Source organism: Blastococcus sp. SYSU DS0973, from assembly GCF_054051055.1.
In genome coordinates, this window is sequence record NZ_JBJHAN010000003.1 from 157,357 (window position 1) to 170,285 (window position 12,929).

Below are 12,929 nucleotides of genomic sequence, written 5' to 3' on the forward strand. Positions count from 1 at the left end.
GTCGCGGACCAGCCGCTTGCTCAGGTGTCCCAGGCTGATCCCGCTGCCGATGCACCGGAGCACCCGGCGCGCGCTCGTCCGGCCCGCGCACCAGCCGGGCGACGGCCCGTGCCTGCAGCCCCACCAGGTACGACGGCGCGCTGAGGGCCGTGCCGAACGACACCCAGTCGCGGACGACGTGCTCGGGGCCGCCGGTCATGTAGGGCACGTCGACGTGCCGGCGCCGCCGCAGCGCGCAGACGTGACCGGCCGGCTGCGCGGGCGGCTGGACCGAGGACACCGCCACGAGCGGCGATCGGTGCGCCATGTGTCGCACCATGGGGCTCCCGCCCGCCCCGGGGGCGGAGCCGACGTCACCGGGTTCCGCCGCGGCCGCCCGGGGGAGCTTCCCGGTCGGCCGGGAAGTGGCCGGATGCGGCGGGGAACGGCGGTGGCCCACGGTTACCGGGTCCCGCGCACCCTCGAGGAGCTCGGCTCGATCCCCTCGACCAGTACCTCGATCGGTGCGCACCGGAGCCACGATCGAAGAGGTCTGCCATGTCCTTCCCCACCCGGAGCCGGGCGCCGATGGTCGCCGGCGTCGCATTCGCCATCCTCGCCGTGGCGGGCAACGCCCTCCTGGGGGCAACGCCGCCGCTGCACGGTGACGCCGCGGCCGTCGCACAGTTCTACGCCGACGCCCCCACCCGCATCGCACTGGCGATGACGCTCTCGCTGATCTCGGTGTTCTTCCTCGCCGCGTTCCTCGGCACCCTGCTCCAGGTCCTCGGCTCGGCCGGAGGCCCGGACGCCTGGGCCGGACGGATGGCGGGGATCGGCGGCGCGGCAACCGTCGCCCTGGTGGCCGGCGGATCCGCGCTGAACTCCGCCGGTGCGCTTCGGGCCGTGGACGGCGGCCTGCTGGCGCCGGAGAGCGCGGTCGTGTTCTACGACGGCGGACTCGCCCTGTCCGGCCTCGCTGCGCCGCTGGCGATGGCGGTGCTGCTGGCGGCTACCGCTCTCGGAGCGCTCCGTGGGCGGTTGCTCCCCCGCTGGTTCGGATCGATCAGCGCAGTGCTGGCCACCGTCGGTGTGGTCACGCCCGTGTCGTTCCTCCTCGCCCTGCTCTTCCCCGCCTGGGTCGTCGTGGCCGGCGTCGTGCTGTCCCGCCGACCGGCTCCCACGGGTGAGGCGGTGCTCCTCCGGTGACCGCCCGGTCCGTCCGGGCGGCCGGGCAGTCCCGCCCGAGGGCGTGAGACGACATCATGATGCGCATGACCAGGGCCGGCTCCGCGGCGTTGTGGCTGGCCACCCTGGCCTGCGTCACCACGGCGACCGGAGCCGCGGCGGTCGCCCACGACCGCGGGCTCCTCCAGGCCCAGGCCCGCGTCGTCGACGCCGTGGTGGTGGCGATGTTCGTCGTCGCCGGGGCCGTCGTGCTCGTCCACCGGCCCCGGCACCGCATCGGTGTGCTGCTGTGGGTCGGCGGTGGCCTCTGGGGCTTCGCATCACTGCCGATCGAGCTGGCCACCGCCGAGCTCGTGGCACGCCCGCAGCAGCCGGCGTGGGCCCTCCTCGCGGTGGTGGCGCTGGCGGTACGGGGGGCGGGCTGGATCCTCGTAGTCGTCGCGCTGCCGCTGCTCTTCCCCGACGGCCGGCTGCCCTCGCCCCGGTGGCGTCCCGCGGCGGGCACCGCCTGCTGCGCGTTCGCCCTGTTCGAGCTGGCCGCGCTCACCGCTCCGGAGCCGCTGGACTACCGGCTCACCGGTGTCGACAACCCCATCGGCCTGCCCGCTGCCTGGCGGCCGGCGGCGGACCTCGTGCCGGTGTCCGGCTTGGCGCTCGTGGTCATCAGCGGCCTCATCGGCCTGTGCGCGGTCGCGCTGCGGCTGCGGCGGGGCGACCCGATCGTGCGCCAGCAGATCGGCGCACTCGCCGTCGCCGCCGCCGTGTCCGTCCTGGTGGGCGTCTGGATCGTCGCCGACCTCAGCGAGCGTGCCATCGCGTTCCCGCTCGCGGTGGCGGCCGTTCCGGTCGCCGTCGGCGTCGCGGTGCTCCAGTACGACCTGTACGACCTCCGCCACGCGGTCAACCGCACGCTCACCTACGGCGTGCTGACCGCCGCTGTGGTCGCCGTCTACGTGGTCGTCGTGACCAGTGCCGGCGCGCTGCTGGGGGCGCACGGCTCGGGCTGGCTGCCCCTCATGGCCGCGGCGGTCATTGCCGTGGCGTTGCAACCGATGCGGGACGCGGTGCAGCGGTCGGTCAACCGGTTGACCTACGGGACCTGGGACGACCCGTCCGAGCTGGTCGGACGCCTGGGTGAGCGACTCGCCGACGCCGCAGCCCCGGAGCAGTCCCTGCCGACGGTGGTCGATGCCCTCGCCGACTCGCTGCGGCTGCCCTACGTGGCTGTGCTGGACGCCGAAGGTGCCGTCCTGGCGTCCCGTGGCACGCCCGCGGAGCGCACGCACGACGTGGCCCTCGTCCATGAGCGCGCCCGTGTCGGGGTCCTGCGGGTGGCCGGCGTCCGTCCCGGCCGCTCCGTCGACGTCGTCCTGCGCACGCTGGCCGCGCAGCTGGCCCCCGTCGTCCGGGCGCTGGAGCTCGCCGGCGAGCTCCGGGCATCGCGGGAACGTCTCGTGCTCTCCCGGGAGGAGGAGCGCCGCCGGCTGCGCCGTGACCTTCACGACGGCCTGGGCCCCTCGCTGGCCGGCCTCACCCTCCGGGTGGACACCGCGCGGAACACCGTCGGGAAGGACCCGGCGGTGGACCGTGCGCTGATGGAACTCCGCGACGACGTGCAGGCCGCCGTCGCCGACGTCCGCCGCGTGGTGGAGGACCTGCGCCCGGCGGCGCTGGACGACCTGGGTCTCGTCGGCGCTGTGGAGGCGCTCGCCCGGCGACTGGCGCCCGGGCCGCTGGCCGTGGTGGTCGAGGCGTGCGCCCCGGCCCTGCCGGCGTTGGCTGCTGCCACCGAACTCGCTGCCTACCGGATCACCCAGGAGGCGGTCACCAACGCGGTGCGCCACGCCGGCCGCACCGCGGGGCGCGTGCACGTCCGCATCGGCACGGAAGCGGAGCGGCTGCTGACGCTCGTGGTCGAGGACGACGGGTGCGGAAGCGTCTTCAGGTCGGGGTCTTCTGGTCGCGGCAACGGGCTGACGACGATGCGGGAGTGGGCCGACGAGTTGGGTGGGGTGCTGACCGTCGACGACCGGGCAGGCGGTGGGACGGTGGTGTGCGCCGCCCTCCCGCTCGCTCCCCGCCCCGGCGGCACGACGTGACCGCCCGGATCACCGTCGTCGTAGTCGACGACCACCCGATGTTCCGCCGGGGACTGCGGGGTCTGCTCGAGTCGGTCGAGGACACGGTCGTCGTCGGTGAGGCCGCCAGCGGGGAGGAGGCGGTCCGGCTGGCGACCGAGCACCGTCCGGACGTGCTCCTGATGGACCTGAACCTGCCCGGCATCCCCGGGGTGGAGGCGACCCGCCGGCTCGTCCGGGCCAGCCCGCAGACCGCTGTGCTGGTGATCACCATGGTGGAGGACGGCGATGCGATCGTCTCGGCCATGGAGGCCGGTGCCCGCGGCTACGTGTTGAAGGGCGCCGGTCAGGAGGAGCTGCTCGGCGCGGTGCGCGCGGTCAGCAGCGGTTCGGCCGTCTTCGGCAGGACCCTCGCCTCCTGGGTCGTCGCCGGTCTACGCGAGGGACGGCACACCGGGCCGGCCCGGGTTCCCGGGCTCAGCGAGCGGGAGAGCGAGGTGCTGCACCTCATGACCGAGGGATTGGACAACGCCGTCATCGCCCGACGACTGGGCCTGTCGGTCAAAACTGTCCAGAACCACGTCTCCCGGCTGCTCACCAAGCTCGATGCGGGCAGCCGCGTCGAGGCGGTCCTCCGGTTCCGGGGCGAACGGTGAGCCGGCGACCGACGGCCTGAGGACCCACGGCCGGTGGGGTCGGGAGAACCGCCTCCCCCACCGGCCGGGCCGCTCAGCGGGAGCCGCCGCCGATCATCGGGTCGTCGCCGGGCTCGGCTCCGCCACGCTCGACGCCTTCGCTGGACGTCCGGGTGGTGTAGCCGGCCGGGTTCGACTCGTCCACCACCACCTCGTCCCGCACCACGTCCGCCGGCGGCTGCGGGACGACGGCGACGTCCTCCTCCGGCCGGCTCCCCCGCTGCTGCGGGCTCTCACTCTCCTGACCGCTCGAGGACCCGGCGGCGACGGCCCCCGCGGCCGCGGCCGCCGCTCCGGCCACGGCGGCTCCGGCGGCGACGGCCTTGCCCGAGACGCCGGCCTTACCGCTGTCCCCCCGCGACGAGAAGGCGGCGTTGGCCCCGGGCGTGCCGACGTCCTGGCCCGGGTTGATCGTTCCGCGCCACCCGCCGGTGGCGTACCCCGGGCTCTCGACGAGGGCCTTGAACCGCTCGAGGTCGGCGTCGACCTGCCGCTCGACGACGCCGAGCTTGTCACCGACCTTCTCGACCAGCCCCTCCGGCTCGTACTCGAGCGACAGGTGGACCAGCGTGGACCCGGCGCCGACCGGCTCGAACCGGACGGCCCCGGCGTTGGTGGCGCCCTCCGTCGCGGCCCACGCGATCTTCTGGTCGGGGATCTGCTCGATGATCGTGGCGTCCCACTCCCGACGGACGCCGGCGATCTCGGCCACCCAGTGCAGCCGCTTGTCGCCGTGCTGCCGGACCTCCTTGACCCCGCCCATGAAATGGGGGAAGTCCTCGAACTGGGTCCACTGGTTGTAGGCGGTGGACACCGGTACGTCGACCTGGATCGACTTCTCTGCCTTGGTGGTCATCGTTGACGCCTCCTCGTGCGGGATCCGTGCTGGACTGTGCGGGTAGCGCTACCCGTCCGGCCGGTGGTGAAAGCCCGCACCGTGAACCGATCCGATCCGGTCCACCCGGAGCCGGCTCCGGCACCGGCTGGTCGACCTGGCGATCGAGTCGTCAGCTGCCGCCGAGATGCCGGGCGCCGAGTCGCTACCGCGAGGAGAGGGCGTCGGTCAGCAGGGCGACGAGCGCCTCCAGCTGCACGTCCGCCGACGACGAGACCTCCTGGTCGGACCCGTCGAGCGCCCGGGCGGCGAGCCCCGCCTTGCTGTCGATCAGCTCGGCGATCCGGGCGTCCATCGTCTGCGCGGCGATGATCCGCCAGGCGGTGACCGGCTCGGTCTGCCCGATGCGGTGGCTCCGGTCGATCGCCTGGGTCTGCTCGGCGTCGGTCCAGGACAGCTCGGCCAGCACCAGGTTCGAGGCCACCTGCAGGTTGAGCCCCACGCCGGCCGCCGTCAGCGAGCACACCGCGACGGCGACGTCCGGGTCGTTGACGAAGACGTCGATGTTCCTCTGCCGCGACGACGGCGTCTGGTCGCCGCGGATCGAGGAGAACCGGACGCCCTGCCGGGTGAAGGTCTCCTCCGCAGCGTCCATGACGTCCACGTGCTTGGCGAAGAACACCACCTTGCCGGCACTGCGGGCCAGCTGGGCGGCGTAGTCCGCGGCGAGGCCGGCCTTGGCGCGCCCGATGCGGCGCATCATGCCGAACACGTTCTCGCCGGCCGTCGACGTGGTCGCCTCCTTGAGCTCCCACCGGGCCACCTTGCGCACCAGCTCGGCATCGATCCCCTCGACGACGTCGGCGGACTCGCGGGCCGCGAGCGCGCTCTCGTACCGCTTCACCAGCCGGCGCGCGAGATCCCGCTCCGCCGCCCGGATCGACCGCCCCGCCGCCGCGTCCAGCTCGACGGGGAGGTCGGCGATCCGCCGGGCCGGGATGTCCGCCGCCACGTCCACCTTGCGGCGGCGGACGATGCCGAGGTCGATCACGCACCGGCGGGCGGCGGCGTAGAAGCCGAAGTCCGCGGGGGTCAGCCCGGTGTCCTCGAGGGCGTCCATCAGCTCGCCCAGCGGCTTGCTGTCGTCGATCCAGCCGAGGAACTGCCAGATGGCGCGGAAGTCCTCGATGTCGTTGATCAGCGGCGTGCCGGTGAGAGCCATGAGCAGCGGGCGCACGGTGCGGGCCCGGATCCGCGCGGAGAGGTCGAGGACGTTGCGCGACCGCTGCGAGGACTTGTTCTTGATGAAGTGCGCCTCGTCGACCACCATCCCGCGGAACCCGAAGTCGCCGATCCAGCCGACGTGGCGGTCGAGCACCTCGTAGTTGACGACGACGATGTCGGCGAAGCCGTCGATCGTCTCGCCGTCGCCCTGGATCACGGTGGCCGGACGGTGCGGGGTCCAGAGCCCGGCCTCACGGGCCCAGTTGGTCTTGACGACGCTGGGGACGACCACGAGCAGCGGGTAGGCGTCGGCCGCCTCGGCGGCGAGCAGGGCCTGCGCCGTCTTGCCCAGGCCGGGCTCGTCGGCGAGCAGGAAGGTCCGGTGACCGGCGGCGGCCGCGGCGACCAGCTGCGCCTGGTGCGGCATCAGCTCCAGGCCCTTGGGCACCGGCAGCCACGACGGCGTCGGCAGCGGCATGCACGCCGGCTCGCCGCTGCCGGCGCGCTCGAAGGAGCTCAGCAGCGGGTCGAGCAGCTCCCAGCCCGCCAGGCGGCGCGGCCGGGACACGCGCGGGGGCGCCGCGGAGAAGTCGGGCGCGAGGAAGGGGTTGGCCAGCTGCCGGGAGACCACCGACTGCGGCACCACGCGGCGCTCGGGCAGGACGGGGACAGTCGCCGGCTCCGCCGGCGGGGCCTCCTCGGGGGCGGCCTCGATCCCGGCGTCCCTCAGCAGCTCGCGGCGCAACGCCCGGGCCGCGTCGGAGGCGACGGCGTCCTCGGCCAGCAGCCCCAGCAGCCCCGCGTCCTGGACGGCGGTCGTGGCCAGGATCGTGGCCACGCCGTCCAGGCGCTTGAGCTGCTCGGCCCGGTGCGCCTCGCTGCCGGTCGTCTCCTCCCGGACGCGGGCGCGCTCCTCGCGCAGCAGGAGGGCGACGGCCTGGAACTTCGTCCGCACGGCGGGCGTCACGCGGCCGCGCTGGGCGGCGGCCTCGACCTCGCGCACGGTGCGGGCGAGCACGCCGATGACGCCACCGTCCCGGACGCGTCGCTGGCTCCGCGGAGCGGTACGGCGAGTGCCCGCCCGGGACTGGCCTCGTCGAGCCACGTGCTCCTCCTTCGCGACGCCCGGCAGTGTTGCCGCAGCGGTGTGCCGCCCGGACCCGCGGTCGGGCGGCCGACGTCCCCGGCGGAGCGCTCCGTGCCGCTCCGGGACTTCGAGCCCGGACGCACGGACCGGCGGCGGTCCGGCGCCGCACGGTTCGGCAGCCTCCCCGTGGCGGGCGGCTCCGGCCACCGGTCGAGGACCGGGGCGCCGGCTGATCTGGGACGACGTCGCCGCACGGGCGAGGGATCGCCCCGGGGTCGGTACGCCACGATGCTAGCCCCTGCCGGCCCGGCGTGACGGGCGGCGCCTGCCGGGGCTCCCCCGTACCGCGTGCGGAACAGTCCCCGGCCGCCCCGCGCTGCAGCTGCCGTGATCGACGCGCGGCTCTCCCTGCTGGACCGGTCCCGCACCCGGGCCGGCGAACCCGACATCGCGGCGCTGACCGGCACCGTCGTCCGCGCCGTGCACGCCGAGCGGCTGGGCTTCGACCGGTTCTGGGTGGCCGAGCACCATGGCGTGCCCGGCATCGCGGGCGCCGCCCCGGCGGTGCTGCTGGCGGCCGTGGCCGGCCGGACGACGGTCATCGGGCTGGGCTCGGCCGGCGTCATGCTGCCGCACCACCAACCGCTCGTGGTGGCCGAGCAGTTCGTCACGCTGTCGGCGTTCGCGCCCGGCCGGGTGGCCCTGGGGCTGGGCCGCTCCCCCGGGTTCACCCCGCCGGTGCGCCGGGCGCTGCGGGAGGGCGAGCGGGACTTCGCCGCCGACCTCGCCGAGCTGCGCGGTTTCCTCACCGGAACGGCGGAGATCACCGTGCACCCCCGGCCCGCCGGCCCGGTGCCGATGCACGTGCTCGCCACCGGGCGCGGCCTGGAGGTCGCGGCGCAGCTCGGGTTGCCGGTCGTCGTCGGCGGCCCGCTGCTGGGCGTGGCCGGCGATCCCGAGCCGGGGCTCGCGGCCCTGGCCGGCTACCGGCGCGCGTTCCGCCCGTCGGCGCAGCAGCCGCAGCCACGGGTGGCGGTCAGCCTGGACGTGCTGGTGGCCGACACCGCCGCCGAGGCCGCCGACCTGCTGCTGCCCGAGGCCTGGGCGATGGCCCGGGCGCGCACCACCGGGAGCTTCCCGGCACTGGAGCCGGTGGCCGCCGTCCGGGCCGCCGACCGCACCCCGCGCCAGCAGCAGTACCTGGAGCAGACCGCCGCGGCCGCGATCGCCGGCACCCCGGCGCACGTGGAGGCGCGACTGGCCGAGCTGCTGGAGCGCACCGGGGCGGCCGAGCTGGTGGCGAGCAGCAGCACCTTCGACCGGGGCGCCCTGGCCGCCTCGGACGCAGCGCTCGCCACGCTGTTCGGCCGGTCCGCCGGCCGCGGCCCCGCCCCGGCGTCGCCGGCCTGATCTCCCTGGCACCGCGGGGCAGCCGGAGGCGTCGGTCAGCCGCCGACGGTCTGCTGCAGGTCCCCGCGCGGTGCCACCCGCAGCGCGCGGTAGGGCAGCCCCTCCGCTCCCGGCTGCGTCCACTCGACCTCGACGACCTGGCCGGCCCGGAGCTCACCCGGCGTCGATGTGCCGGGCTCGACCACGGATCCGTCCGCCCAGCACCCGCCCGGCAGGTCCGGGACCTCGATGAGCGCACCGCCGCGTTCGTCGTCCCACCGGACCACCGTGCCGAAGCTGGTGCCGCCGCCGGTCATACCGTCGAGGTTGCGCCGTCCCCGCCCGGGAGGCAAGCCGACGGCGCACGGCACGCCGTCACGCGCGGCGCCGGCGCCCGAGGGCGGGCCGGCGGCGCCGGCCACGATCCGCTCCCGGCGACCGCTCGTCCTCCCGCCGCTGTGTGGCCTCGATCCACTCGTCGATGGTCTGCCACCAGGAGTAGAGCCACTCGGTCCGCTCGTCCTCGCCGCGCGGCACCTCCGCGGCGGGGACGAACCACCAGCGCAGGTGCAGGGTCTTGTCCACCGGGAGGTGGCGCCAGACGTCCCGCATGGTGCTCAGGTGCTCCAGGCCGGTGTGCGCGACGAAGACGACGTCGGCGTGCGGAGCCGCCCGCAGCGCCGCGGCCACCCCGGCCGGGCGCGGGGGCAGGAGGTGCTGCATCGCCTCCGCCCGGCGCACCGCCTGCTGCAGCCCCCGATCGCGCAGCCGCTGGATCGCCCGCACCCGGCGGCCCGGGGTGGCGTTCGCCCCCTCGGGGAAGATCAGCAGGGCGTCCTCCTCGCCCAGGTCGCGGGCCAGGTCGCCGATCGCCCCCACCGAGCCGGTCCCGGGCCCCGCCGTCACGAAGTGGTTGGGCAACCGGTTGAGGTAGACGTCGAGCAGCGGGTCCAGTTGCAGCACGTCCTTGAGCACGATCCGCGGCCGGCGCAGGTGATCGCGGTCCATGAGCGTGTGGACGAGCAGGAACGAGTCACCGGGCCCCGCGTGCCGGGACAGCACCACCATCGCGTTGGTCGAGCCGGGCCGGCCGTCGTCCAGCGGCGACCAGGACTCGCCGTCGGTGACCAGCCGCAGCGCGAACAGCCGCCGCGCCGCGCGCATCAGCACCTCGAGCAGCAGCCGCAGCACCGTGTAGTGGGCCGACCGGTACGCCGCGGTGTGCGCCCGGCGGCCGAAGCCGGCGAGCACCCACAGGCCCCCGGCGGCCACCAGTCCCGCCACCTGCAGCGCCAGGTACACCAGCGCGAAGCAGAGCAGCCGCAGCGCCTGCCAGCGACCGGGCAGCCACGCGGAGACGACGGCCGCCACGAGCACGAGCACGGGCAGCAGCGCGACCGCGGCCACCAGCGCACCGATCAGCAGCGGTCCGGTCAGCCGGCGCACGCGACGGGGTGGCAGCACCTCACACCCCGCTCTCGCCCCGGCCGGACCGGTCCAGGTGCTCGCCCGCGGCGGCGTGGGCGCGGTCGATCCGGTCGGTGACGCCGGAGAAGTCGCGGTAGCGCAGGCTCCGCAGGTCGCCGGCCGACGGCGGAGCCTGCTCGCCGGAGGGGAGCACCTGCACGGTCACGCCGTCGGGCAGGGCGGCCAGGTCGGCGGCGAAGCGGTGCCGCCGGGCGATCTCGAAGGCGACCAGCGCGACCTCCCACGGCCTCGTCGGCGCGCGCAGCGGGCGGTCGATCCGCCCGACGTGCAGTACGTAGATCGTGTGGGCCCCCAGCGCGACCGCCCGGCCGACCGGGATGCTGTGCACCAGGCCGCCGTCGAGGAAGTGCTCGCCGTCGAGCTCCACCGGGGGCAGCAGCCCGGGCACCGCGCAGGAGGCGAGGACCGCGTCGACCAGCGCGCCGTCGGTGAACCAGTGCTCGGCGGCCCGCTCGATGCTGGCGGCCACGCACTGGAACGGGACGGGCAGCTCGCCGAAGGTGCGCACCGGCAGGTACTCGGTGAGCAGGTCGCGCAGGGGCTCGCGCGGGTGGACGTGCGTCCGCGTGCGCACCAGGGTGCCGACACGGGAGAGCATCGATCCGGCGAATACGCCCCGCGAGGTGAGGTCGGTCCAGACCCCGCGCAGCCGGTCCACCCCGGCAGGCGTCGGGTCGGCGGCGACCAGCGCACCGTTGATCGCCCCCACGGACGTGCCGACGACCAGGTCCGGCCGGATCCCGCGCTCGACCAGGGCCCGCAGCATCCCGACCTCGGCCGCGCCGAGCACTCCGCCACCCCCGAGGACGAACGCCGTGCCGCCCCGCCCACCGGGCACTCCTGTCGACGACATGGGGCCATCGTGCCAACCCGTGGCCGCGCCGTCGGCCGGAGGACGAGGCGCTGCGCCGCGGGCCGCGCGCTGGTTGACTTCCCGGATGGTCGAACCACTGCCGCAGCCCGACCCGCAGATCGATCCGGACCAGCCGGTCCCCGACGATCCCGGCGAGCTGCTCCCCGACACCCCGGACACGCTCCCGCCCCCGCCCATCGAGCCCACCCCGGACGATCCCGGCGGCGATCCCGGCAGCGTGCCCGAACCGGCCTGACCCGGCGCCCGCCGGCACCGACGAGACAGGAGACGACGCTCATGTGGGCCCAGCGGCTGAGCGGACCTTTCACCTTCGAGCGGGTCGAGGTCGGCGCGCCACGCGCCGACGGGCTGGCCGAGGGCCAGGTGCTCCTCGCCCCGAAGGCGGGCGGCATCTGCGGCAGCGACCTGCCCTTCTTCAAGGGCGCGCCGTTCCTGCACGCCGCCAACCCGGGGAGCGCGACGACGCCGGCCCCCGGGTTCCCGATGCACGAGGTGGTCGGCGAGGTCGTCGCCAGCCGGCACCCGGCCCACGCGGCGGGCGACCGGGTCGTCGGCTGGGCGTCGGCGTTCGACGGGCTGGCCGAGCTGGTGGTGACCGACGGCGAAGGGCTGGCCGGCTACGACACCGGGATGGCGCCCACCACGGCGGTCATGCTGCAGCCGCTGGCCTGCGTGCTGTACGCCGTCGAGCAGCTCGGCGACGTGCGGGGCCGGACGGTGGCGGTCATCGGCCAGGGGCCCATCGGGTTGCTGTTCAGCCACGTGCTCAAGCAGCGGGGCGCCCGGCACGTCGTCGGGGTGGACCGGGTCGACCGCAGCGCCGCCGCGGGGACCTTCGGGGTGGACGAGACGGTCACCGCCAGCGCGAACCTGTGGGCGGCGACCCTCGGCGAGGAGGACCGTCCCTTTCTCGTCGTCGAGGCGGTCGGCCACCAGGTGACGACCCTGACCGACTGCCTGCAGGCCGTGGCCCGGGGCGGGCAGGTGCTGTACTTCGGCATCCCCGACGACCAGGTGTACCCGCTGGACATGCTCACGTTCCTGCGGAAGAACCTGACCCTGCGGGCCGGGGCCACGCTGGAGCGACGCCGGGTGCTCACCGATGCCGGGAGCTACCTCGCCGGGCACCCCGCACTGCGCGAGGCATACGTGACCGACGTCCATCCCGTGGACGACGTCCAGGCCGCCTTCGCCGCGGCGATCCAGCCCCGGCCCGGCCAGTACAAGGTCGTCGTCGACCTGAGCTGACGCCCGCGGGCTCAGGCCGCCCCGACGTCCACCCGGGCGGTCTCGATCCGACCGGCGCGCGGACCCGGGCGCCAGCTCGGGGCCGTGCAGACGAAGAGGGTGCGCCCGTCGTCGCCACCGAGCGCGCAGGCGTAGGACAGCGACCCGCTGCCCACCGCCACCCGGCCGGTCACCTCGCCGCCGTCCCGGACGCGCAGCACCTCGGATGAGCGGGCGGTGGCCACCCACACCTGGCCCTCGGCGTCGAGGCAGATCCCGTCAGGGGCGATCCCGGGCAGCTCGGCGAAGACCCGCCGGCCCGACAGCGAGCCGTCCGCGGCGACGTCGAAGGCGGTCAGCCGGGCCGCGTAGGTCTCGGCGAGCACCAGCGTGCGGCCGTCCGGGGTCAGCGCCATCCCGTTGGGGAAGACGACGCCCTCGGCGGCTCCGGACACCGAGCCGTCGGGGTCGACGCGCACCAGGACCGTGGGCTCCGGCTCGGCACCGGCTTCGAGGTCGAAGCCGAAGCTGCTCACCCAGGCCCGTCCGGCGGCGTCGACCACCAGGTCGTTGGCCCGGAAGCGGGTGACGCCGGAGAGGTCGGCGTGCAGCCGCGGTCTCCCGTCCACCACCCGCAGCAGCGCCCGCTGCACCATCGAGACCACCAGCAGGTCGCCGCCGGGCAGCCAGCCGAGCCCCGACGGGCTGTCGTCCAGCTCCAGGGCCACGGACAGCTCGCCGTCCGGCGCGAGCCGGCGCACCACGCGGTCGTGGAAATCGGAGAACCACAGCTGCCCGTCGTGCCAGCGGGGGGCCTCCGGGAAGCCGAGGTCGTCGGCGAGGACGGTGGTCGTCGTCGTCACGG

Annotated in this window: 12 protein-coding genes; 6 read left to right on the forward strand and 6 right to left on the reverse strand. The window is 75.4% G+C overall.

Annotated features, from left to right (window positions below; genetic code table 11):
* The first annotated feature begins 537 nt into the window (after window positions 1-537).
* From ACI791_RS07455 to ACI791_RS07465, 3 genes are all read left to right on the forward strand, one after another.
* Complete coding sequence (locus ACI791_RS07455; RefSeq protein ID WP_456585473.1) at window positions 538-1,188, forward strand: hypothetical protein; 651 nt, start codon at window positions 538-540, stop codon at window positions 1,186-1,188.
* Window positions 1,189-1,253: 65 nt separating this feature from the next.
* Window positions 1,254-3,266 carry a sensor histidine kinase gene (locus tag ACI791_RS07460; RefSeq protein WP_456585474.1) on the forward strand — a complete coding sequence of 671 codons (2,013 nt, stop codon included), beginning with the start codon at window positions 1,254-1,256 and terminating at the stop codon, window positions 3,264-3,266.
* Window positions 3,263-3,901 (forward strand): response regulator, encoded by a 639-nt coding sequence (locus ACI791_RS07465; RefSeq protein WP_456585475.1) that lies wholly within the window; start codon window positions 3,263-3,265, stop codon window positions 3,899-3,901. The genes ACI791_RS07460 and ACI791_RS07465 overlap by 4 nt, the downstream gene beginning before the upstream one ends.
* A 73-nt stretch (window positions 3,902-3,974) precedes the next feature.
* Here the strand turns inward: ACI791_RS07465 and ACI791_RS07470 are convergent, their stop codons facing one another.
* Both ACI791_RS07470 and ACI791_RS07475 read right to left on the reverse strand, forming a co-directional pair.
* Window positions 3,975-4,796 (reverse strand): SRPBCC family protein, encoded by an 822-nt coding sequence (locus ACI791_RS07470; RefSeq protein ID WP_456585476.1) that lies wholly within the window; start codon window positions 4,794-4,796, stop codon window positions 3,975-3,977.
* A gap of 184 nt (window positions 4,797-4,980) precedes the next feature.
* The gene (locus ACI791_RS07475; protein ID WP_456585477.1) at window positions 4,981-7,104 is read right to left on the reverse strand and encodes a DEAD/DEAH box helicase; all 2,124 of its coding nucleotides are present in this window, start codon (window positions 7,102-7,104) and stop codon (window positions 4,981-4,983) included.
* A 369-nt stretch (window positions 7,105-7,473) separates the two neighbouring features.
* Here ACI791_RS07475 and ACI791_RS07480 point away from each other — a divergent pair, with 369 nt between their 5' ends.
* Entirely contained in the window at window positions 7,474-8,496 is a 1,023-nt protein-coding gene (locus tag ACI791_RS07480) for an MsnO8 family LLM class oxidoreductase (RefSeq protein ID WP_456585478.1), read from the forward strand.
* A gap of 35 nt (window positions 8,497-8,531) precedes the next feature.
* Here ACI791_RS07480 and ACI791_RS07485 read toward each other — a convergent pair whose 3' ends face one another.
* From ACI791_RS07485 to ACI791_RS07495, 3 genes are read right to left on the reverse strand one after another with little or no spacing between them, the layout of a single operon-like run.
* On the reverse strand, window positions 8,532-8,792 hold the full coding sequence (locus tag ACI791_RS07485) for a hypothetical protein (RefSeq protein ID WP_347056955.1): 261 nt from the start codon (window positions 8,790-8,792) through the stop codon (window positions 8,532-8,534).
* Window positions 8,793-8,850: 58 nt separating this feature from the next.
* Complete coding sequence (locus ACI791_RS07490) at window positions 8,851-9,939, reverse strand: 1-acyl-sn-glycerol-3-phosphate acyltransferase (RefSeq protein ID WP_456585479.1); 1,089 nt, start codon at window positions 9,937-9,939, stop codon at window positions 8,851-8,853.
* Between the two features lies 1 nt (window position 9,940).
* On the reverse strand, window positions 9,941-10,816 hold the full coding sequence (locus ACI791_RS07495; RefSeq protein ID WP_456585480.1) for a patatin-like phospholipase family protein: 876 nt from the start codon (window positions 10,814-10,816) through the stop codon (window positions 9,941-9,943).
* An 85-nt stretch (window positions 10,817-10,901) separates the two neighbouring features.
* On the opposite strand from ACI791_RS07495, the gene ACI791_RS07500 reads away from it, so the two are divergent.
* Window positions 10,902-11,072 (forward strand): hypothetical protein, encoded by a 171-nt coding sequence (locus tag ACI791_RS07500; RefSeq protein ID WP_456585481.1) that lies wholly within the window; start codon window positions 10,902-10,904, stop codon window positions 11,070-11,072.
* Between the two features lie 41 nt (window positions 11,073-11,113).
* On the forward strand, window positions 11,114-12,085 hold the full coding sequence (locus ACI791_RS07505) for a zinc-binding dehydrogenase (protein WP_456585482.1): 972 nt from the start codon (window positions 11,114-11,116) through the stop codon (window positions 12,083-12,085).
* An 11-nt stretch (window positions 12,086-12,096) separates the two neighbouring features.
* Here ACI791_RS07505 and ACI791_RS07510 read toward each other — a convergent pair whose 3' ends face one another.
* The gene (locus tag ACI791_RS07510; RefSeq protein WP_456585483.1) at window positions 12,097-12,927 is read right to left on the reverse strand and encodes an SMP-30/gluconolactonase/LRE family protein; all 831 of its coding nucleotides are present in this window, start codon (window positions 12,925-12,927) and stop codon (window positions 12,097-12,099) included.
* Window positions 12,928-12,929 lie beyond the last annotated feature (2 nt).

Coding starts and splice junctions, on each gene's coding strand:
- ACI791_RS07455 (WP_456585473.1), top strand. CDS start 538: ATGTCCTTCCCCACCCGGAGCCGGGCGCCGATGGTCGCCGGCGTCGCA.
- ACI791_RS07460 (WP_456585474.1), top strand. CDS start 1,254: ATGACCAGGGCCGGCTCCGCGGCGTTGTGGCTGGCCACCCTGGCCTGC.
- ACI791_RS07470 (WP_456585476.1), bottom strand. CDS start 4,796: ATGACCACCAAGGCAGAGAAGTCGATCCAGGTCGACGTACCGGTGTCC.
- ACI791_RS07485 (WP_347056955.1), bottom strand. CDS start 8,792: ATGACCGGCGGCGGCACCAGCTTCGGCACGGTGGTCCGGTGGGACGAC.
- ACI791_RS07495 (WP_456585480.1), bottom strand. CDS start 10,816: ATGTCGTCGACAGGAGTGCCCGGTGGGCGGGGCGGCACGGCGTTCGTC.
- ACI791_RS07500 (WP_456585481.1), top strand. CDS start 10,902: ATGGTCGAACCACTGCCGCAGCCCGACCCGCAGATCGATCCGGACCAG.
- ACI791_RS07505 (WP_456585482.1), top strand. CDS start 11,114: ATGTGGGCCCAGCGGCTGAGCGGACCTTTCACCTTCGAGCGGGTCGAG.